Genomic DNA, 21,004 nt, shown 5'->3' with positions numbered 1-21,004 from the left:
TCGAAATCCGTGCGCAGATTTCGGGGCGGAACTTGTGTCAAATTCCGCTTGGGAGGGGACGCGCTGTCAGCCATGGTCACGCACCCGATGGACCGCCGCCAGCACCCGTTCGCCCGTCGCGGGCGCGTCAAGCGCGGGGTAGATGCTTCCGTCGCCGCAGGCGGCTATGGCGTCAGACAGGGCCATCAGGGCCGAGATGCCCAGCATGAACGGGGGTTCTCCCACGGCCTTGGATTTGCCGACGGTATCCTCGCGGTTCGGCCGTCCCCAGAGCGCCACGATGAAGATGCGCGGGCGGTCGGAACAGGCGGGGATCTTGTAGGTGCTGGGCGCGTGGGTGGCGAGCCGCCCCTTCGCGTCCCAGACCAGTTCCTCGGTCGTCAGCCAACCCGCGCCTTGCACATAGGCGCCTTCCACCTGCCCGATATCCAGCGCGGGGTTCAGGCTGGTGCCGGTGTCATGCAGAAGGTCGGCCCGCAGGATGCGGTTTTCGCCCGTCAGCGTGTCGATCACCACCTCGGTCACCGCCGCGCCATAGGCGAAGTAGAGGAAGGGGCGGCCCGTGCCGCGCATGCGATCCCAGACGATCTTGGGCGTGGCATAAAAGCCGGTTGAGGACAGCGAGATACGGGCCTGATAGGCCCAACCTGCGACGCGGGCGAAATCGTAGGCTTCGCCCGCGACATGGACGAGGCCATTCTCGAAGCGCACCGTTTCCGGGTTGGTCTGGTGCTTTTCGGCGAGGAAGGTGGCGAGGCGGGCGCGGATCGTCTCGGCCGCGGCCTTGGCTGCCATCCCGTTCAGGTCCGACCCGGAGGAGGCGGCGGTGGCCGATGTGTTGGGCACCTTGCCCGTATCGGTGGCCGTGATCTTCACCGCCCCGGCATCGACGCCGAAGACGCCCGCCACGACCTGCGCGACCTTCTGGAACAGGCCTTGGCCCATTTCCGTGCCGCCGTGGTTCAACTGGATGGAGCCATCCTGATAGACATGGACCAAGGCCCCGGCCTGATTGAGGTGGGTAAGCGTGAAGGAGATGCCGAATTTCACCGGGGTCAGCGCGATGCCGCGCTTCAGGATGGGCGAAGTGGCGTTCCATGCGGCGATCTCGGCCCGGCGCTTCTGGTAGTCGCTGCTGCGTTCCAGTTCAGCCACGAGGTCATGGCCGATGAAATCCTCCACCGCCATGTGATAGGGCGTGGTCTGCACCGGCCCCGCCACCTCTGCCGCGCGGTAGAAATTGGCGCGGCGGACTGTCAGCGGGTCCTTGCCCAGCGCATGGGCGATATGGTCCATCACCCGTTCCACGCCCACCATTCCCTGCGGGCCGCCGAAGCCGCGGAAGGCGGTGGCGCTTTGGGTGTGCGTCTTCAGGCGATGGCTTTCGATGCGGATATGAGGCAGGTGATAGCAGTTGTCGGCATGCAGCATCGCCCGGTCGGCCACCGGCAGCGACAGATCCTGCGCCCAGCCGCAGCGGAAAAGATGGGTGAACTCCAGCCCCGTCACGCGGCCCGTGTCATCAAAGCCCGCGCGGTAGAGGATGCGCAGGTCGTGCCGCTTGCCCGTGATCATCATGTCGTCATCGCGGTCGTAGCGCATCTTGCAGGGCCGCCCGGTGCGGGTGGCCACCACGGCGCAGGCGATGGCCAGCGCGTTGCCCTGGCTTTCCTTGCCGCCGAAGCCGCCGCCCATGCGGCGCACTTCCACCCGCACGCTGCTCATGGGCAGGTGGAGGGCATGGGCAACCTTGTGCTGGATTTCCGTCGGATGCTGGGTGGAGGAGAGGATGGTCACATCGCCCCCTTCCTGCGGCAGGCAGGCGGCGACCTGACCTTCGAGGTAGAAATGCTCCTGTCCGCCGACTTCAAATGTGCCTTCGACGGTATGAGGCGCTGTGGCGATGGCGGCGGCGGGGTCGCCTTTCGTCCAGATCACGGGGCCCTGTTCAAAGCGGCTGTTGGCGGCCAGCGCGTCATCCACCGTCAGGAGGGCGGGGCGTTCGCGGTAGGTCACCTTAGCCAGACGCGCGGCGCGGCGGGCGGCGAGGTGGCTTTCGGCGGCCACAAGGAAGAGCGGCTGGCCGAGATACTGGACCATGCCGGTGCAGAGAAGCGGTTCGTCATGCACCGAGGGGCTGCAATCCGGCATCTCGGCAAAATCTTCCGGGCCAAGCACGGCCACCACGCCGGGGGCGGCGCGGACGGCTGTCAGATCCATCGCCGTCACCTCGCCATGCGCGATGGTGGACAGGCCGAAGGCGAGGTGCAGCGCACCCGCGGGCAGCGGGATGTCATCGATATAGCGCGCCTGACCGGTGACGTGGAGCGGGGCGGCATCGTGGGGGAGGGGTTTGCCCATGGTCATGGCGCGACCTCCAGCACGGAAACGGGGGTTCCGTTCAGGTCGTGGAAGTAGCGGCGCAGCATGTTGGCCGCGGTTTCAAGGCGGTAGGTTGCACTGGCGCGCATGTCGGAAAGCGGCGTGAAATCCTGCGCGAAGGCGGGGAGGGCCTTTGTGATTGTGGCCTCGCTCCAGGGTTCGCCGATCAGGGCCTGTTCGACATGGGTCGCGCGTTTGGGGATGCCTGCCATGCCGCCAAAGGCGATGCGGGCGGCGGTGATCCTGCCCGCGTCCAGGGTCAGGTTGAAGCAGCCGCAGACGGCAGAGATGTCCTGATCGAAGCGTTTGGACAGTTTGTAGCAGCGCAGGCCGGGGGCCTGTTCCGGGAAGCTGACACCCGCCACGAATTCGCCGGGGCGGCGGTCCTGCTTGCGATAGTCGAGGAAGAAGGAGTCGAGCGGGATCGACCGCAGCTCATCCCCCCGGCGCAGGTGCAGGGTCGCGCCAAGCGCGATCAGCGCGGGCGGGCCATCCCCGATGGGGGAGCCGTTGGCGATGTTTCCGCCGATGGTGGCGGCGTTGCGGACCTGTTCGCTGGCGTAGCGGCGAAGGAGTTCCGCGAAGGATGGCAGGCGGTCCTGCACTGCCGTGCGCAGTGCGGCGATGGTGACGGCGGCACCGATATGCAGCATCCCGCCCTGGCGTTCGATCTGCTGGAGGTCAGTAACGCCGTTGAGAAAGGCCACAGGTGCGAGGTCGCGGAGCTGTTTCGTGACCCAAAGGCCGACGTCGGTTGCCCCGGCGATGAGGGTGGCGTCGGGATGGGCGAGATACCAGTCGGCCAGGTCGTCCGAGTTGGTGGGGCGGAAGGCGGCATCTGGAACGGCCGGGGGGACAGCCGTCCCCCCGGACCCCCCTGCGCCCGTGCCTGATGCGCCGGTCTTGGTGGGGCCGTCGGATGTGGGTATTTGGGCCAAGATGAAGCGGCGATCGCTCTCCATCCAGTCGGGGACGGGGGCCGTGGCGGCGGCTTCGGCGGCGCGGATGATGGGGGCATAGCCCGTGCAGCGGCAAAGGTTGCCCGCCAGCACATCATCATGATCGCGCCGCCCGTTCATCTGGGCCACGGCCATGGAGACCACGAAACCCGGCGTACAGAAGCCGCATTGCGCGCCGTGATGGGTGACCATCGCCTCTTGCACGGGGTGCATCTCGCCCTTGGGGCCGGAGAGCCCCTCGACCGTGCGGACGGCCTTGCCGTGCAGCTGCGGCAGGAAGAGGATGCAGGCATTCAGCGCGCGGCTGCCTGCGGCATCGGTCACCATCACGGTGCAGGCGCCGCAATCGCCTTCATTGCAGCCTTCCTTGGTGCCGCAGAGGCCGCGCTCTTCCCGCAGCCAATCGAGAAGGGTCCGCGTCGGTGCTGTGCCCGTCACGCGGACCGGCGTTCCGTTCAGGAGAAACGCGATCCCGGTCATGTCTCAACCCGCCGCCTTCTCCCCGTTTGAGGCATTTTGCGTGGCCGCCCGATGCGGCGTAAAGCGGGCCACGCGCCCCATGCCCCCCGTTTGCCGGTTCGGGCCTGTTGTCTTCCTAACAGTGAAGCCCGCCGCTCCGCCACATGGCAAGAAGAACCTTTTTGCTTCGAACCGAAGCAGTTTCGCCTTTTGCCGAAAGAAGGGGCGGGCTTTTCCCGGGGCTGGTGCTTCGCTAGGCTGTGCCCCATGTCGAACGCTCCCCGATTCATCCATCTGCGCGTCCATACCGAACATTCGCTGCTGGAAGGCGCGATCCCGGTGAAGAAGCTGGTCAAGCTGGCCGCCGCGGCAGAGATGCCCGCCATCGCCGTGACGGATACCAACAACATGTTCTGCGCGCTGGAATTTTCGGTTCTGGCCAAGGATGCGGGGGTGCAGCCGATCGTGGGCTGTCAGGTCTCGGTCGCGCATGATCCGGCCCAGCCGGGGGAAAAGCTGCGCCTGCCCGCGCCGGTGGTTCTGCTGGCGCAGTCCGAAGCGGGTTACATGAACCTGATGAAGCTGAATTCCTGCCTGTATCTGGACAAGGCAGGCCAGCTCAATCAGGTGACGCTGGAGGAGTTGGAGCGGTATTCGGCCGGCCTGATCTGCCTGACGGGCGGGGCAGAGGGGCCGGTGGGGCGGTTCCTGCAACAGGGGCAGGGGGCCAAGGCGCGGGCCTTGATGGAGCGGCTGGCGGCCTGTTTCGGCGATCGGCTTTATGTCGAGGTGCAGCGCCATCCGGGCGAAGGCGGGCGGCTGACGGAAGGGGAGGCCGCGACGGAGCGGGGGCTCATTGAGATGGCCTATGAGATGGGCCTGCCGTTGGTGGCCACCAATGACGTCTATTTCCCGAAATCCGAGATGTACGAGGCGCATGATGCGCTGATCTGCATCGCGGAAGGGGCCTATGTGGACCAGAGCCAGCCGCGCCGCCGCCTGACGCCGCAGCATTACCTGAAGTCCGAGGCGGAGATGTGTGCGCTGTTCGCGGACCTTCCCGAAGCGCTGGACAACACGGTGGAGATCGCGCGGCGCTGCGCCTTCATGGCGGCCAAGCGCAAGCCGATCCTGCCGAAGTTCGCCGATGACGAGGTGCAGGAACTGCGCCGTCAGGCGAATGAGGGGTTGCAGAACCGGCTGGCCGTCATCCCCCATGCGGCGGGTGTGGAGGAGTATCAGGCCCGGCTGGATTTCGAGTTGGACATCATCGAGAAGATGGGGTTCCCCGGGTATTTCCTGATCGTGTCGGACTTCATCAAATGGGCCAAGGCGCATGACATCCCCGTGGGGCCGGGGCGGGGGTCGGGGGCGGGGTCCCTGGTGGCCTATGCGCTGACGATCACGGACCTTGATCCGCTGCGCTATGCGCTGCTGTTCGAACGGTTCCTGAACCCGGAGCGGGTGTCGATGCCCGACTTCGACATCGACTTCTGCATGGACCGCCGGGAAGAGGTGATCCGCTATGTGCAGGAGCATTACGGGCGCGAGAAGGTGGGGCAGATCATCACCTTCGGTGCGCTGCTGTCGAAGGCCGCCGTGCGGGATGTGGGGCGGGTGCTGCAATTGCCCTATGGGCAGGTGGATCGTCTGTCGAAGATGATCCCGCTGGAGGGGGTGAAGCCTGTCTCCATCACCAAGGCCTTGGCGGATGAGCCGCGCCTGCGCGAGGCGGCGAAGGAAGAGGTCGTGGGTCGGCTTCTGACCTATGCCGAACAGATCGAGGGGCTGTATCGCAATGCATCGACCCATGCGGCGGGTGTGGTGATCGGGGACCGGCCGCTGGATGAGCTGGTCCCGCTGTATCAGGATCCGCGGTCGGACATGCCGGCCACCCAGTTCAACATGAAATGGGTGGAAGCCGCCGGTCTGGTGAAGTTCGACTTTCTGGGTCTGAAGACCCTGACAGTGATCCAGAACGCGCTGGATCTGTTGAAGCTGCGCGGGGTGACGCTGGATATCAGCCTGATCCCCCTGGACGACAAGCCGACCTACGAGCTTTATGCCGCCGCCAAGACGGTGGCGGTGTTCCAGGTGGAATCCAGCGGCATGATGGATGCGCTGCGGCGGATGAAACCGACCTGCATCGAGGATATCGTGGCGCTGGTGGCGCTGTACCGGCCCGGCCCGATGGAGAATATCCCCACCTATTGCGAGGTGAAGAACGGGCTGCGAGATCTGGAATCGATCCATCCCACCATCGACCATATTCTGGCCGAGACGCAGGGCATCATCGTCTATCAGGAACAGGTGATGCAGATCGCGCAGGTCATGGCGGGTTACAGCCTTGGCGGGGCAGACCTGCTGCGTCGCGCGATGGGCAAGAAGATCGCCGAGGAAATGGCGAAAGAGCGGCCCAAGTTCATCGAAGGTGCCAAGAAGACCCACAACATCGACGCCAAGAAGGCGGGCGAGGTGTTCGATCTTCTGGAGAAATTCGCCAATTACGGTTTCAACAAATCCCACGCCGCCGCCTATGCGGTGGTCAGCTATCAGACGGCTTACCTCAAGGCCAATTACCCGGTGGAGTTCATGGCCGCCGTCATGAACTGCGATATCCACCTGACCGACAAGCTGGCGGTCTACAAGCGCGAGGTGGACAAGCTGGGCATCGCGACGGTGCCGCCCTGTGTGAACCGGTCGCTGGCGACGTTCACGGTGGTGGGTGGGCAGATCGTCTATGCGCTGGGTGCGTTGAAGAATGTGGGTGTCGAGGCGATGAAGATGATCGTCGAGGCGCGGGGGGAACGGCCCTTTGTCACCCTGTTCGATTTCGCGCGCCGGGTGGATCTGAAGAAGATCGGTAAGCGCCCGCTTGAGATGCTTGCGCGGGCGGGGGCCTTTGACGTGCTGGATGGCAACCGCGCCCGGGTGTTTGAGGCGCTGGATGCGCTGGTGGCCTATTCGGCGGCGATCCATGAGGCGAAGGCTTCGTCGCAGGTGTCGCTGTTCGGCGAGGCGGGGGCCGATATCCCCGAACCGCGGCTGGCGGCGGGGCGGGGCGACTGGATGCCGACGGAGCGGCTGGCGCAGGAACATCAGGCGATCGGGTTCTACCTTTCTGGCCATCCGCTGGACGATTACATGGGCGCCCTGCGGCGCAAGGACGTGAAGACCTTGGCCGAGGTGACGCGCATCGCCGAACAGCGCGGTACCTGCGTGGTGAAGATGGCGGGCTCTGTTTCGGCCCGGCAGGAACGGAAATCCGCGAAGGGGAACCGATTTGCCTTTGTGGCGCTGTCCGATCCGACGGGGCTGTATGAGGTGACGGTGTTCTCGGACGTGCTCGAGGCATCGCGTGATCATCTTGAGCCGGGGCGCAATGTGGTGCTGACGGTGCGCGCCGATCCAGACGGGGATTCGGTCAAGCTCTTGGCCAATGCGGTGCAACCCATCGACAGCGTGGCCGCCGATGCCGGGGCGTCGGACTTGCGCATCCATCTGAACCGGGCAGAGGCCGCAGGATCGGTGGCGGCGCTGCTGGCCAATCTGGAAGGCCGGAGCAAGGCGCAGATCACGATCTGCGTGCCGGACGAGGACGGATGCGAGATCGACGTGATCCTGCCGCAACCCTATCCCGTGACGCCGCAGATCAAGGGCGCGATCAAGGCCATGCCGGGCGTTGTGATGGTCGAGGAGATCTGATCCTTGCCGCCACGGCCCGTCGGGGATCAGGCGTCGGGGATCAGGCGTAGATATAGCCGCCCGAGACGATGATGTTCTCGCCCGTCATGTAGGTGTTGCGCGGCCCGCCCGCCATCAGCACCCATTCCGCCATCTCGCGCGGCTCGCCCCCCCGGCCCAGCGGGCTGGCCTTGGCGAGTTCCGGCAGAAAGCCTGCCGCGCGGGCCTTTTCGGTGGCCATGCCGGCGGGGGCCACCGAATTCACGAGGATGCCGTCGGGCGCCACTTCCTGCGCCATGGAGCGTGTCAGGCTGACTACGGCGGCCTTGGTTGCGGCGTAGTGGGCATTCTGGGGATGCGCCTTGAACGCATCGACCGAGGTGATGTTGACGATCCGCCCGCGCACATTGCCGTGCCTCTCCTGCCCGCGCATATGGCGTATGGCCGCGACCATCATGTGATAGGTGCCCTTGATGTTGATGGCGTTCGAAGCATCCCAATCGGCATCGGTGATCTCGAGGATCGGCTTGCGCGGGTAGATCGCGGCCGAATTCACCAGCGTGTCCACCCGGCCCAGCGTCCGGGCCACGTCGGCAAAGGCGGCGTGGGCGGCGGGTGCGGTGCGGATGTCGCAGGCGGCATGGGCCACGGGCAGACCTGCCGCGCGGGCAGGGGCAAGCGCGGCCTCTGCGGCATCGGGATCAAGGTCGATGATGCCGATGCCCGCCGCGCCCTCGGCCACCGCCATCTCGGCCAGCAGCGCGCCAAGGCCCGCCCCGCCGCCCACGATCACCACCATCAAATCCTTCATGCGCGCGTTCCTTTCGGCGGGGCCCCGGTCGCGGTGGCCGGTTGGGTGGGCAGGATGTCGAAGCGGGCCACATCCACATGGCCGGGCAGCGCCAGCACCGCCATCACCATCGCGGCCACATCCTGCGGCTGCACGGCGCCGCCGCCTGCATACATGGCCGCGCGCTGTTCGGGCGGCAGCACATCGCGGTAGAGCCCGGTTTCCACCCGGCCTGCGACGATTTCCGTCACGCGCACCCCATGGGGCGCGAGATCGAGCCGCAGCGATTGCGCAAAGCCCGCCAGCGCTGCCTTGGTCGCGCAGTAAAGCGCGAGGTTGGCAAAGGGCGCATGTCCGGCGGTGGAGCCAGTAAAGAACACATGCCCCGCCCCCCTGTCGCGCATGCCGGGCACCACCATGCGGGTCAAGGCAAGGGCGGCGGTCAGGTTGATGGCGATGGTGCGGTCGATCTGATCTTCGTCCAGGTCGGTAAAGGGGGAGAGGGGCGGCATCATCCCCGCATTATTGACCAGCACATCGGCCGCGACCCCCGCCACGGCCGCGCGCAGGGCTTCCCGATCCGCCAGATCGACGGCCCGGGTTTCTATCCCCTCCATCCGTGCAAGGTCGGCCAGCGCTTGCCCGTCGCGCCCCAGCGCCAGCACGCGAAACCCAGCATCGCGCAGGGCGATGGCGATGGCGCGGCCTATGCCGCCGGTGGCGCCGGTGATGATGGCCTGTTTCACGGCATGGGCTCCTGCGGGGAAAGGCTGTGGATGTCGCTGGTCCAGTCTTCGGCGGTGATCCAGTCACAAAAGGCGGCGATGGGCTTCATCCGGCGATGCGACCGGGGCAGGACAAGCCAGAAGCCCGGGATCTGCGCGGATGGCATCCCGTCCATCACCGCCGTGCCGAAGGGGGCGACCAGACGGCCCGCCTCCAGATCCTCGGCCGCGTCGATGCTGGAGATGAGACCCACCCCAAGCCCCGCCAGCGTGGCGCGGCGCATCGTGGCGGCATCCTGAAAGCGGATCGCCTGCGTCTGTGCTGTCAGCGTGACACCCAGATGGGCAAGGATATCGGACCACAGGCTGTCGGTCAGGATCGGGTGCAGCAGCGTTTCTGCCAGAAGATGGGACGGTTGGCGCAGGCGGGTGGCGATGGCCGGGGTGCAGCAGATGACCTTGAGATCGCGCAGCAGCATCCGGTGGTCATGCGGCGCCCAGTCGCCAAAGCCCCACTGGATCGCCACATCCACATCATCGCGGGCGAAATCGGGCAGATCCACCATCGTGGTCAGGCGCAGATCGGCATCGGGCAGGATGGCGCGGAACCGTGCCAGCCGGTCCAGCAGGTGCCGCGTGGCGAAATAGGGGCTTGCGTTCACGTTGATGCGGTTGCGGCTTTGCGTGCGGGTGATGCGGCGGATGCCTTCGGCAATCTCGTCGAACCCTGCATTGACATAATGCGCCAGCAGGATTGCCGGTTCGTTCGGGTCGATGCTGCGGCCCTTGCGTTCGAACAGGGTCACGCCCAGCGCATCCTCCAGCCCCTTGATCTGCAGGCTGACGGCTTGCGGCGACACGCGCAGATCATCCGCCGCCGCGCGGAAGCTGCGGTGCTGCATGACCGCCTGAAAGACGCGCAGACTGTTGAGCGGGGGCAGGCGGGGCGGGCGGTCTGTCATCGGTGGGCCTTGTCTCCTGCACAGGGTCAGATCACGGCCTTCTCGAGGAAGGGGCGGCCTTCGACGATACGCTCGTAACCCACCTCGGACAGGTCCAGCGTCCGATAGCCGCCATGGACGATCAGTTCCGCCACGCCCCGCCCGGCGGCGGGGGATTGCTGCAACCCATGGCCGGAATAGCCGTTGGCGAAGATGAAATTCGCAACCTCCGGGTGGCGCCCGACGATCAGGTTGTGGTCAAGACTGTTGAAATCGTAATGCCCCGCCCATTGGTTGACGACCTTGATCGCCTCGAACGCAGGCGCGCGGGCGGCAAGGGCGGGCCAGATGATTTCGTCGAACTCATGGTAGCGCGGCTCGAAATCATCCCAATCCACGGCCGGATCCTCGGCCGGGGCGGCGCCGCACAGGAAGAACCGCCCCTCGGGACGGCAGAACACCCCGGTCGGGTCGATCATCAGCGGCAGGCGGCCACCGTTCACCGTAGCGCTGCCCTCGGGCGTTTGCGCGCAGGCAAAGACAAAGGAGGTGCGCTTGCGCGGCTCTACCGGCACATCCAGCCCTGCCATCCGGGCCGTCAGTGCGGCGCGTGGGCCAGAGGCGTTGACGATGCTGCCCGCCCCGATGACGGCCCCGGATTTCAGGCGGACGCCAGTCACGCGATCGCCGGTCCGGTCGATCGCCACCACCTCATCCGTCAGATACTCGGCCCCCTGCGCGCGGGCCTTGGCCTTGAAGCCGTTCATCAGCCCGGTGTTGGAGAACCACCCTTCCCCCGACCGCCCGTAAGACGCAAGGCGGATGTCATCCACGTTCAGATGCGGGAAGGCGCGGCGCAGTTCCGCCTGATCCCACAGCACCACATCGGCCCCGCAGGCCACCTGAACGGCATGGTTCTCGCGCAGCGTCTGTTCCTGGCTCTCAGACGCAGCGAGGAAGAGATAGCCACCCTGATGGAAGTTCAGATCAGGTGGTGCCTCGCCCGGCACCTGCATGGTGATGGCGAAATCGCGGATGAAGGCCGATCCGAACTGGCTGATGCGCACGTTGATCGGGTTCGAAAACTGCGTGCGGATGGACGAGGAGGACAGCGCGGTAGAGGCGAAGCGATAGGTGGGGTCGCGCTCCACCACAAGGACAGAGCCGTTGAAATCGGGGTTCGCCGTCAGGAAATAGGCCACCGATGACCCGATGACCGCGCCGCCCACGATCACCACATCGTAATGCGCCCTCATTTTGCGGCCTCGTCATCGGGATGGCCCAGATCCACGAACCAGCCGCCAAGGCACTGCACGGCGGGGGCCTTAGGATCGGGCATTGGCGTGCGCGCCTCGACGCCCGCGCGGAAGGGTTCGGCGCTGTCTTGCGGATGATAGCCCAGATGGTTGGCCAGGCGGTTGTCCACGGGTTTCACGCTGTTATCCGACATCCCGAAGGACACCGTGAACCCCACGCGCGGCGCGGTCAGCGCGGCGGTCACAAGGCGGATGCAATCCTCGAACGACAGCCAAGACCACAGCATCCGCCGATCCGCCGGTTCCGGGAACGACGAAAAGATGCGCAGGGCCACCGTTTCGATCCCGAACTTGTCCCAGTAGAGACGGCCCAGATCCTCGACAAAGCATTTCGACAGGCCATAGAGCCCGTCGGGCCGGTGCGGGCTGTGGGCGTCGATCTGATCCTCGAGCCGGTGATAGCCGATGGCGTGGACGGAACTGGCATAGACCACCCGCTTCACCCCGGCTTTCCGCGCGCCTTCATAGATGTGATAGCTGCCCCGGATGCTGGAATTCAGCACCTCTTCCCAGGGGCGTTCCATCGGGGCGCCGCCGAAATGGACGATGGCATCGACCCCTTCGCACAGCGCGCGCATCGCCGCTTCGTCGGCCAGTTCGGCGATATGGGCGGATTCGTTGGGTTGCAGGTCGGCGATGGCGACGCGGTCCGTAAGACGCAGATGGCGGGCAAGGGGGGCAAGGCCACGGCGCAACTGCGTGCCAAGGCGGCCTGCGGCACCCGTGATCAGGATCGTGTCGAAACGGGGGGCGGTCATGCGCGGTCTCCGGGTTGGAGGGTGGCCACGGCACGGGCGATGCGGTGCGTGGCCTCGGTCAGGATGGCGTCAGAGGTGGCGGTGGAGATGCGGAAGAACGGCGACAGGCCATAGGCCGCGCCCGGAACGGTGCCCACCCGCGCCTCATGCAGCAGGAAATCGGCAACGGCGGTGTCATCGGTCAGATGGCGGCCCTCAGGGCTGCGTTTGCCCAAGAGGTCCGCGCAGCCGATATAGGCGTAGAAGGCCCCATCGGGCGGGGCCAGTGTCAGGCCGGGGATCGCGGTGATGGCGGCCACCACCAGATCGCGGCGGCGCTGATAGGCGGCGCGGAAGGTGGCGACACAGTCCTGCGGCCCGGTCAGCGCGGCCAGCGCCGCCGCCTGCATCGGCGCGGCGACCGAGGTGACGGATTGGCTTTGCACCGTGTTCATGGCCCGGAGCAAGGGCGCAGGCCCGATGGCATAGCCGACGCGCCAGCCCGTCATCGCATAGGCCTTGGCCACGCCATTCACGATCAGCGTCCGGTCGCGCAACTGCGGGCAGGCGGCGCCGAAGCTGATGAATGGGCGGTCATCGAAAGTGACATGTTCATAGATTTCATCCGACAGGATCAGCACCTGCGGATGCCGCTCCAGCACCGCCGCCAGCGCCTGAAGATCGGCCTTGTCGTAAACCGCGCCCGAGGGGTTGCCGGGCGTGTTCAGGAACAGCCATTTCGTGCGCGGCGTGATCGCCCGTTCCAGAAGCGCGGGTGTAAGGCGAAAGCCGGTTTCTGCCGGGCAGGCCGGGGTGACCGGCACACCGCCCAGCAGCTTCACCATCTCGGGGTAGCTGACGAAATAGGGGGCGGGCAGGATCGCCTCATCCCCCGCATCCAGCGTGGCCATCAGCGCATTGAAGATGATCTGCTTGGCCCCGTTCGCCACCACCACATCATCGGCCGTGCAGCTGAGCCCGTTTTCGCGGCGGAACTTGTCGGCAATCGCCGCACGCAGCGCCTGCGTTCCGGCGGCGGGGGTGTAGAGTGTCTCGCCCGCCAGCGCCGCCTTGTGGGCTGCATCGGCGATATGGGCGGGTGTGGGGAAATCCGGCTCGCCCAGGCCAAGGTCGATCACATCGACGCCCTTGGCGCGCAGGGCGCGGGCGGCCATGGAGGCCGCCATCGAGGCCGAAGGTTTCACCGCCGCAAGGCGAGTGGCGACATAGGTCATGTGTCCGGCCCCTTGATGACGTAACCCTTGGTCAGATCGGCATCGCGTGCCGCCTCGGGGCGGTTGGCCGGATCGCCAAAGCCGCCGCCACCGGGCAGATGCAGGATCAGGCGGCGACCGGCGGGGACATGCTGCCAGCCCTTCGGTTTCAGCACCGTCCCGTCATCCAGCGCCACGCGCCCCGCCGCCCCCGGCTGGCCGCCATCGCGGCCGCGCGCCGGGTGATGAACCCGGTCGAACATGGCCGAGAAGTCGAACTCATGCCCCGGCGCCGGTTCGATCTCGATGATCTGCCCCAGACCGCCGCGGAATTCCCCGTCACCACCCGAATCGGGACGCAGCTCCTTGCGCCAGATGGTGATGGGGCCGGTATGTTCCGTGGCCTCGATGGGCATGGTCATCACGCCCGACGGGAAGGCCGTGGCCGACAGGCCATCGGAGCCGGGCCGCGCGCCCATGCCGCCCGAGTTGAACATCAGGATCTCGGCCCGCCGCCCGGCCGCCCCGGCGGCGGGGCGCACCGACATGTGGATGTTCCACAGCGCCGCCGCGCCTTCGGCCAGCACCTGCCCCGGCAGCGCCTTTGCCAGCGCACCCAGCACCAGATCCGGCACCAGATGCCCGATCACATGGCGCACCGAGACGGGCGCAGGGCGCGGGGCGTTCAGGATGTTTTCCGGCGCGTCGATGGTGAAGGCCGCGAGCGAGGCCCAGTTGTTGGGGATGTCCGGCGCGATCACGCATTTCAGCGCATAGCAGGCATAGGCCTTGGTATAGATCACCGGCACGTTGATGCCCCAGCGGCTGACCGGCGCGCTGCCGGTGAAATCGCAATGCACCCTGTCCCCCGCGACCGACACCCGCGCCGCCAGCCGCACGGGTTCGTCATAGCCGTCGGTATCGAGCACATTGTCCCACGCCCCCTGTGGCAGGGCGCGGATCCGGTCCAGCGTGGCCGCCCGGGTGCGGGTGAAGATGAATTCGCCCAGAGTGTCCAGCGAGGTGAGGCCGATCTCTGCCATCATCGCGGTCAGGCGGCGATGACCCACATCATTGCAGGCGGCAAGCGAATAGAAATCCCCCACCACTTGATTGGGTTCGCGCACATTGGCCCGGATCAGGCGGACCAGATCGGCATTCACCCGGCCACGTTCGGCGAATTTCATGATGGGGATCTGGATGCCTTCCTCATAGACCGACTTGCCATCCGCGCCAAAGCCGCGCCCGCCCACATCCACCACATGGGCGGTGCAGGCAAAGAAGCCCACCAACACGTCGCCAAGGAAGGACGGCGACACCATCGTGATGTCATGCAGGTGGCCCGTGCCCAGCCACGGGTCATTGGTCACATAGGTATCGCCGGGGAACATGTTTTCGCGCCCGATCTCGGCGATGAAATGGCCCACCGCCTCGGCCATGGTGTTCACATGGCCGGGCGTCCCGGTCACGGCCTGCGCCAGCATCCGCCCCTGCGGATCAAACACTCCCGCCGACAGATCGCCTGCCTCGCGCACAGAGGTGGAAAAGGCGGTGCGCAGCAGCGTCATCGCCTGTTCCTCGACGACCGAGATCAGGCGGTTCCACATCACCTGCATGCGGATTTCCATGGTGGCATCAGTCATGCGCGCGGTTCCTTGCGGATCAAGAGGAGGGAGCCATCGGTCTGCATCACGGCATCGAAGGGCGCGGTGACGACGGTGGCGGTTTCGCGTTCCACGATCACGGCGGGGCCGGGGACGCGCGTGCCGGGCGGCAGGGCCGCGCGGTCATGGATGGCCGCGGGCAGCGCTGCGGCGGCGGTCGGATCAAACACCGGGCGCGTCTGTGCCGTGCTTGCCGCCCCCTGCCCGAGGGTGAGGTCATGCCGGGGCGTTTCGGGGCGTTCGTCCTGCGCCTTGACCGACCATGTGACCACCTCGATCTCCAGCCCATCCAGCCCGTCGATGGCGCGCCCGAAGAAGCGGGCATAGGCATCGCGGAAGGCGGCGCGCAGGGCCTCGACATCGCCTTGTGCGAAGGGGCGGTCGGGCAGGGGGACGGGGATTTCCCACCCCTGTCCGACATAGCGCATGAAGGCCGTGATTTCGCGCCGCACGGCACCAGTGCTGCCCGCCCGGACGAAACGCTCGGCCGTGGCGATCAGGTCGGCCAGCATGGCGTTGACGGCGGGGATGTCGAACCGCGACAGGCGCGTGACCTTGGACAGCAGCGCCTCATAGCCGAAGGGCGCGCGCAGGAAACCGATGGCCGATCCCACGCCCGCCCCGGGCGGGATCAGGCAGCGGTCGATGCCCAGCTTTTCGCACAGCCGCGCGGCATGGAGCGGGGCCGCACCACCAAAGGCGATCATCGTGTTTTCGGCGATGTTCTTGCCGTTTTCCACCGCATGCACGCGGGCGGCATTGGCCATGTTTTCATCCACCACCTCGCAGATGCCGAAGGCGGCGGCCTCTACCCCCAGCGACAGGCGATCGCCCACGTCGCGGGTGATGGCGGCCTCTGCCGCGGGGCGCGACAGGCGTATCGCGCCACCGGCGAAATTGTCGGGGTCGATCTTGCCCAGCACCAGATCGGCATCGGTGATGGCGGGGCGCGTGCCGCCCCGCTGGTAGCAGGCGGGGCCGGGTTCCGATGCAGCGGATTCCGGGCCGGTCTGGATGCGCCCCATCCCATCCACCCAGGCGATGGAGCCGCCGCCAGCACCGATTTCGATCATCTCGATCACCGGGATGGATATGGGCATCCCCGACCCCTTGGCAAAGCGCGTGGTGCGCGCCACTTCGAAACTGCGGGCGGTCTTTGGGGCGAAATCCTCGATCAGGCAGATCTTGGCGGTGGTGCCGCCCATGTCGTAACTCGCCACGCGGTCCAGCCCGAAACGGCGCGCGATGTCGGCGGCGAAGATGGCCCCGCCGGCGGGGCCGCTTTCCACCAGTCGCACGGGGAATTCGGCGGCGGTGTCCACGTCGATCAGACCGCCGCCGGAATGGATCATGTAGACCGGGCAGCGCGCGCCCATCTCGGCCAGCCGCACCTGCAACCGCGCCAGATAGTCGGCCATCTGCGGGCGGACATAGGCATTGGCGCAGACGGTGTTGAAGCGTTCAAACTCGCGCATCTGGGGCGAGACTTCGGCCGAGATCGAGATCGGCACCGCCACCTTGGCAGCGATGATGTCACGCGCGCGGCGTTCATGGGCGGGGTTCATGTAGGAATGGATGAACCCGATGGCCACCGCGCCATAGCCGCCTGTGGCGATGCGGTCGGCCAGTGCTTGCAGCGCGGCCTCGTCCAGCGGGGCAAGTTCCTGCCCTGCCGCCCCGATGCGGCCTGCCACGGTGAAGCGGTCCTCGCGCGGGACAAGGGGCAGGGGCAGCGACAGGTTCAGGTCGTATTGATCGAACCGGTTTTCGGTCCGCATCTCGATCACGTCGCGAAAGCCTTCGGTCGTGACAAAGGCCGTGCGCGCGCCGCGCCGTTCGATCAGGGCATTGGTGGCCAGCGTCGTGCCATGGATCACGATGTCGATGTCGGCAGGCCCGATCCCGGCCTGATCCAGCAGAAGGCGGATCCCGTCGAGGATCGGCTGTTCGGGGGCGCTGTAGCTGGTCAGGATCTTGGTCGAATGGATCGCGCCGTCATGTTCCAGCACGATGTCGGTGAAGGTGCCGCCGATATCGGCGCCGATCCGGGTCTGGGGACTGGGCATCAGGTTCTGTCCTTTGCCGCAAGGGCGGCGGCGCGCATCTGGGAAAGGGTCTGGCGCGGGGTGATCGCCTCGGCCGCGATGTTCAGATCCAGCACCGCGCCGGTCTTGGAGGCCAAGGCCCGGGCGAAGGCGGCGGGGAAATCGGCGGTCGTCTCCACCCTTTCGCCGTGAAAGCCGTAGGCGCGGGCCAGCGCCGCGAAGTCGGGGTTGACCAGATCGGTGGCCGAGACACGGGCGGGGTAGTTGCGTTCCTGATGCGCGCGGATCGTGCCATAGGTGCCATTGTTCAGGATCAGCAAGATGGGTTGCGCCCCCGCCTGCATCGCGGTGCCAAGCTCCTGGCAGTTCATCTGGAAATCGCCATCCCCGGCAAAGCAGACAACCGTGCGGTCGGGATGGGCCACCTTGGCCGCGATGGCGGCAGGCAGGCCATAGCCCATGGCGCCGGATTGCGGCGCAAGCAGCCGCGCCTTGGGGCCGTACCTGAAGAACTTGTTAGGCCAGACGGTGAAGTTGCCCGCGCCATTCGTCAGGATCACATCCTCGGGCAACACGTCACGCAGATGGGCGGTCACCGCCACCATGTCGACGGGCGAGGGCTGGGCGGGGGCATCGAAGCTGGCCTCATAGCCCGCGCGGGCCTGCGCGCGCCAGTTGGCCCAGGGGCCGGACACGGGGCGCAGGGCGGCCGCAAAGGCGTTTGGCCCGGCCTGAATGCCCAGCGTGGGCTGGTAGATCTTGCCGATCTCACGATCGGACGGGTGGACATGGATCAGCCGCTGCCGCGGCACCGGCACGTCGAGCAGGGTATAGGCATCCGTCGTCATCTCGCCAAAGCGGATGTTGAGGGCGAGGATCGTGTCGGCCTCGAGGATCAGCTTGCGCACATGGGGCGGCATCCCCACCCCGGCTTCACCGGCATAGACGGGGGAATGGTTGTCGAACCTGTCCTGAAAACGGAAGGCGGCGATGGCGGGGATATCGGACGCCTCGGCAAAGGCCTGCAGGGCTTGCCGCCCGCGATCTGTCCAGTTGCAGCCGCCCAAGATGATCAGCGGGCGTTCCGCGCGGCGCAGGAGGGCCAGCGCATCATCCACGGTGGCGGCATCGGGGGCGGGTTCGCGGATCGTGGCGGCGGCCGTCAGCGGGGCCGTGGCGGTGAGGGTGGTCAGCATATCTTCGGGCAGGGCGATGACCACGGGGCCGGGGCGCCCCGCGAGGGCGGTCATCCATGCCCTTGAAAGGATTTCAGGAATCCTCTCGACATGGGAAATCTCCACCGCCCATTTCGCCATGGTGCCGAAGACGGCCGGATAGTCGATTTCCTGAAATGCCTCGCGCCCTTGCAGATCGGTGCCGACCTGGCCCACGAAGATGATCATCGGGGCGGAATCCTGCATCGCGGTGTGGATCCCGATGGAGGCATTGGTCACGCCCGGCCCGCGCGTCACCATGCAGATGCCCGGGCTGCCCGTCAGCTTGCCCCAGGCGGCGGCCATGAAGGCGGCCCCGCCTTCGTTGCGGCACAGCGTGAAATCCAGCTTGCCGCCCGTGTCGTGCAGCGCGTCCAGAACGGCCAGATAGCTTTCTCCCGGCACGCCGAAGGCGCGGGTCGCGCCAAGGGCGACAAGGGATTGAACCAGCAGTTGACCGCCATTCTGCATCGGGCTTTCCTTTCGCACCACGGACGTCTGTCACGCGCAGCATGCCCGTTCGGGGGCGGAAGGAAAACCAAGTTCGACAGGCAATCGACAAGTTTTCCTTGTCGATTAAGCGATCCTTAACCGCATTTGGAGAAGCCGCAGGAGGCGCAGGTCATGCAGCCTTCGACCATGCGCATGTCATAGCTGCCGCAGGAGGAGCAGGCCTTGCCCTTGGGGGCGCCGAGGGCAACCACCTGCGCCTGCGGGTCGGATTTCAGGCCCAGCCCTTCGCCCGCGATGAAGCCGATGTCGATCAGGTGGCGTTCGATGACGCCGCCGATGGCGGCCAGCATCGAGGGGATATAGCGCCCCTCCATCCAGGCGCCGCCACGCGGGTCGAAGACGGCCTTAAGTTCTTCCACAACAAAGGAAATATCGCCGCCGCGCCGGAACACTGCGCTGATCATCCGGGTCAGCGCCACGGTCCATGCGAAATGTTCCATGTTCTTCGAATTGATGAACACCTCGAACGGGCGGCGGTGGCCCGCGATGACGATGTCGTTGATGGTGATGTAGAGCGCGTGTTCGGAGCCCGGCCATTTCAGCTTGTAGGTCTGGCCCTCCAGCGCGGCGGGGCGGTCGAGCGGTTCAGACAGATAGACGACCTCGGCCCCGTCCTGCGATTGGCGGACGGCGGCGGGGTCTTCGGCGGGGGTCTTTTCCGAACTTTCCGAGACTGTGAGGACAGAGCCCGTCACATCGTTCGGACGGTAGGTGGTGCAGCCTTTGCAGCCCTGATCCCAGGCGGCCATGTAGACCTCTTTGAACGCGTCAAAGCTGATGTCTTCCGGGCAGTTGATCGTCTTGGAGATGGAGCTGTCCACCCATTTCTGCGCCGCCGCCTGCATGCGGACATGGTCGAGCGGGGGCAGGGTCTGGGCGTTGACGAGGTAATCCGGCAGGGGGGCATCGCCCATCTTTTCGCGCCAGAGGCGGACGGCGTAATCGACGACCTCTTCTTCCGTGCGCGAGCCGTCCTTTTGCAGGACCTTGCGGGTATAGGCATAGGCGAAGACGGGTTCGATGCCCGACGAGACATTGCCCGCATAGAGGCTGATCGTGCCGGTGGGCGCGATGGAGGTGAGGAGCGCGTTGCGGATGCCGTGCTGGCGGATCGTGGCCTTCACGTCATCATCCATATGCGCGAGCGACCCGGAGGCGAGGAACTTGTCGGCGTCAAACAGGGGGAAGGCCCCCTTTTCGCGGGCCAGATCGGCCGAGGCGAGATAGGCGGCGCGGGCGATGGCGTGCATCCAGCCTTCGGTGATTTCCGCCGCCTTTTCAGAGCCATAGCGTTGACCGATCATCAACAGCGCGTCGGCCAGACCGGTGACGCCAAGGCCGATGCGGCGTTTTGCCTGCGCCTCGGCCGCCTGCTGGGGCAGGGGGAAGCGGCTGGCATCCACCACGTTGTCCATCATCCGCACCGCGGTGCGGACCAGACGATCCAGCGCGGCCATGTCCATCGCGGCGTCTTCGGTAAAGGAATTCTTAACCAGTGTGGCGAGGTTGATGGAGCCCAGAAGGCAGGCGCCATAGGGCGGCAGGGGCTGTTCGCCGCAGGGGTTGGTGGCGGCGATGGTTTCGCAATAGGCGAGGTTGTTCATCGCATTGATGCGGTCGATGAAGATGACGCCGGGTTCGGCGAAATCATAGGTGTTGCGCATGATCCGATTCCACAGATCGCGCGCCTGCACCGTCTTGTACACCTTGCCGTCGAACACGAGTTCCCACGGACCATCCGCCTTGACCGCCGCCATGAAGGGATCGGTGACTAGCACGGAAAGGTTGAACATCCGCAAACGGGCGGGGTCTTTCTTCGCTTCGATGAACTGTTCGATATCGGGGTGGTCGCAGCGCATGGTGGCCATCATCGCGCCCCGGCGGCTGCCTGCGGACATGATGGTGCGGCACATCGCATCCCAGACATCCATGAAGGAGAGGGGGCCGGAGGCATCGGCGGCAACGCCCTTCACCTCGGCCCCGCGAGGGCGGATGGTGCTGAAATCATAGCCGATTCCGCCGCCCTGCTGCATCGTCAGCGCGGCCTCTTTCAGCCCGTCGAAGATGCCGCCCATATTGTCGGGGATGGTGCCCATGACGAAGCAGTTGAAGAGCGTGACGCTGCGGCCCGTGCCTGCGCCTGCCGTGATGCGGCCTGCGGGCAGGAATTTGAAATCTTCCAGGGCGCTGTAGAATTCCGCTTCCCAATGGGCGGGGTCGGCCTCAACCTCGGCCAAGGCGCGGGCGATCCGGCGCCACGTATCCTCGACCGTGCCGTCGAGGGGGGTGCCGTCCGCCTCTTTCAGGCGGTACTTCATGTCCCAGATCTGCTCGGCGATGGGGGCGGCGAATCGGGACATG

Annotated in this window: 13 protein-coding genes; 1 reads left to right on the top strand and 12 read right to left on the bottom strand. The window is 66.2% G+C overall.

What is annotated here, in order from left to right:
• Nucleotides 1-66: 66 nt before the first annotated feature.
• Complete coding sequence (gene xdhB, locus GU920_RS04575) at nucleotides 67-2,367, bottom strand: xanthine dehydrogenase molybdopterin binding subunit (RefSeq protein WP_161765765.1); 2,301 nt, start codon at nucleotides 2,365-2,367, stop codon at nucleotides 67-69.
• The gene (gene xdhA, locus GU920_RS04570) at nucleotides 2,364-3,821 is read right to left on the bottom strand and encodes a xanthine dehydrogenase small subunit (protein WP_161765764.1); all 1,458 of its coding nucleotides are present in this window, start codon (nucleotides 3,819-3,821) and stop codon (nucleotides 2,364-2,366) included. Before xdhA ends, xdhB begins: the two co-directional genes overlap by 4 nt.
• A gap of 246 nt (nucleotides 3,822-4,067) precedes the next feature.
• Here xdhA and dnaE point away from each other — a divergent pair, with 246 nt between their 5' ends.
• Entirely contained in the window at nucleotides 4,068-7,505 is a 3,438-nt protein-coding gene (gene dnaE / locus GU920_RS04565; RefSeq protein WP_161765763.1) for a DNA polymerase III subunit alpha, read from the top strand.
• Between the two features lie 40 nt (nucleotides 7,506-7,545).
• Here the strand turns inward: dnaE and GU920_RS04560 are convergent, their stop codons facing one another.
• From GU920_RS04560 to GU920_RS04515, 10 genes are all read right to left on the bottom strand, one after another.
• The gene (locus GU920_RS04560; RefSeq protein ID WP_161765762.1) at nucleotides 7,546-8,295 is read right to left on the bottom strand and encodes an SDR family NAD(P)-dependent oxidoreductase; all 750 of its coding nucleotides are present in this window, start codon (nucleotides 8,293-8,295) and stop codon (nucleotides 7,546-7,548) included.
• The gene (locus GU920_RS04555) at nucleotides 8,292-9,020 is read right to left on the bottom strand and encodes an SDR family oxidoreductase (RefSeq protein WP_161765761.1); all 729 of its coding nucleotides are present in this window, start codon (nucleotides 9,018-9,020) and stop codon (nucleotides 8,292-8,294) included. Before GU920_RS04555 ends, GU920_RS04560 begins: the two co-directional genes overlap by 4 nt.
• A complete protein-coding gene (locus GU920_RS19695) occupies nucleotides 9,017-9,961 on the bottom strand; it encodes a LysR substrate-binding domain-containing protein (protein ID WP_161765760.1) in 945 nt (314 codons plus the stop codon). The genes GU920_RS04555 and GU920_RS19695 overlap by 4 nt, the downstream gene beginning before the upstream one ends.
• Before the next feature lie 26 nt (nucleotides 9,962-9,987).
• A complete protein-coding gene (locus tag GU920_RS04545) occupies nucleotides 9,988-11,196 on the bottom strand; it encodes an NAD(P)/FAD-dependent oxidoreductase (protein WP_161765759.1) in 1,209 nt (402 codons plus the stop codon).
• Nucleotides 11,193-12,014 (bottom strand): NAD-dependent epimerase/dehydratase family protein, encoded by an 822-nt coding sequence (locus GU920_RS04540; RefSeq protein ID WP_161765758.1) that lies wholly within the window; start codon nucleotides 12,012-12,014, stop codon nucleotides 11,193-11,195. The genes GU920_RS04545 and GU920_RS04540 overlap by 4 nt, the downstream gene beginning before the upstream one ends.
• On the bottom strand, nucleotides 12,011-13,228 hold the full coding sequence (locus GU920_RS04535; protein WP_161765757.1) for a pyridoxal phosphate-dependent aminotransferase: 1,218 nt from the start codon (nucleotides 13,226-13,228) through the stop codon (nucleotides 12,011-12,013). Before GU920_RS04535 ends, GU920_RS04540 begins: the two co-directional genes overlap by 4 nt.
• Entirely contained in the window at nucleotides 13,225-14,850 is a 1,626-nt protein-coding gene (locus GU920_RS04530; RefSeq protein WP_161765756.1) for a hydantoinase B/oxoprolinase family protein, read from the bottom strand. Before GU920_RS04530 ends, GU920_RS04535 begins: the two co-directional genes overlap by 4 nt.
• Nucleotides 14,847-16,937, bottom strand: coding sequence for a hydantoinase/oxoprolinase family protein (locus GU920_RS04525; protein WP_161765755.1), 2,091 nt, complete (start codon nucleotides 16,935-16,937; stop codon nucleotides 14,847-14,849). The genes GU920_RS04530 and GU920_RS04525 overlap by 4 nt, the downstream gene beginning before the upstream one ends.
• Nucleotides 16,937-18,601, bottom strand: coding sequence for a thiamine pyrophosphate-dependent enzyme (locus GU920_RS04520; protein WP_161765754.1), 1,665 nt, complete (start codon nucleotides 18,599-18,601; stop codon nucleotides 16,937-16,939). Before GU920_RS04520 ends, GU920_RS04525 begins: the two co-directional genes overlap by 1 nt.
• A 116-nt stretch (nucleotides 18,602-18,717) precedes the next feature.
• A complete protein-coding gene (locus tag GU920_RS04515; RefSeq protein WP_161765753.1) occupies nucleotides 18,718-21,003 on the bottom strand; it encodes an adenosylcobalamin-dependent ribonucleoside-diphosphate reductase in 2,286 nt (761 codons plus the stop codon).
• Nucleotide 21,004 lies beyond the last annotated feature (1 nt).

The sequence above is a fragment of the Paragemmobacter ruber genome (assembly GCF_009908315.1).
GTDB lineage: Bacteria > Pseudomonadota > Alphaproteobacteria > Rhodobacterales > Rhodobacteraceae > Paragemmobacter > Paragemmobacter ruber.
This window is presented reverse-complemented; position numbering and strand designations above follow the sequence as displayed.

Coding starts and splice junctions, on each gene's coding strand:
- xdhB (WP_161765765.1), bottom strand. CDS start 2,367: ATGACCATGGGCAAACCCCTCCCCCACGATGCCGCCCCGCTCCACGTC.
- xdhA (WP_161765764.1), bottom strand. CDS start 3,821: ATGACCGGGATCGCGTTTCTCCTGAACGGAACGCCGGTCCGCGTGACG.
- dnaE (WP_161765763.1), top strand. CDS start 4,068: ATGTCGAACGCTCCCCGATTCATCCATCTGCGCGTCCATACCGAACAT.
- GU920_RS04560 (WP_161765762.1), bottom strand. CDS start 8,295: ATGAAGGATTTGATGGTGGTGATCGTGGGCGGCGGGGCGGGCCTTGGC.
- GU920_RS19695 (WP_161765760.1), bottom strand. CDS start 9,961: ATGACAGACCGCCCGCCCCGCCTGCCCCCGCTCAACAGTCTGCGCGTC.
- GU920_RS04545 (WP_161765759.1), bottom strand. CDS start 11,196: ATGAGGGCGCATTACGATGTGGTGATCGTGGGCGGCGCGGTCATCGGG.
- GU920_RS04540 (WP_161765758.1), bottom strand. CDS start 12,014: ATGACCGCCCCCCGTTTCGACACGATCCTGATCACGGGTGCCGCAGGC.
- GU920_RS04535 (WP_161765757.1), bottom strand. CDS start 13,228: ATGACCTATGTCGCCACTCGCCTTGCGGCGGTGAAACCTTCGGCCTCG.
- GU920_RS04530 (WP_161765756.1), bottom strand. CDS start 14,850: ATGACTGATGCCACCATGGAAATCCGCATGCAGGTGATGTGGAACCGC.
- GU920_RS04525 (WP_161765755.1), bottom strand. CDS start 16,937: ATGCCCAGTCCCCAGACCCGGATCGGCGCCGATATCGGCGGCACCTTC.
- GU920_RS04520 (WP_161765754.1), bottom strand. CDS start 18,601: ATGCAGAATGGCGGTCAACTGCTGGTTCAATCCCTTGTCGCCCTTGGC.
- GU920_RS04515 (WP_161765753.1), bottom strand. CDS start 21,003: ATGTCCCGATTCGCCGCCCCCATCGCCGAGCAGATCTGGGACATGAAG.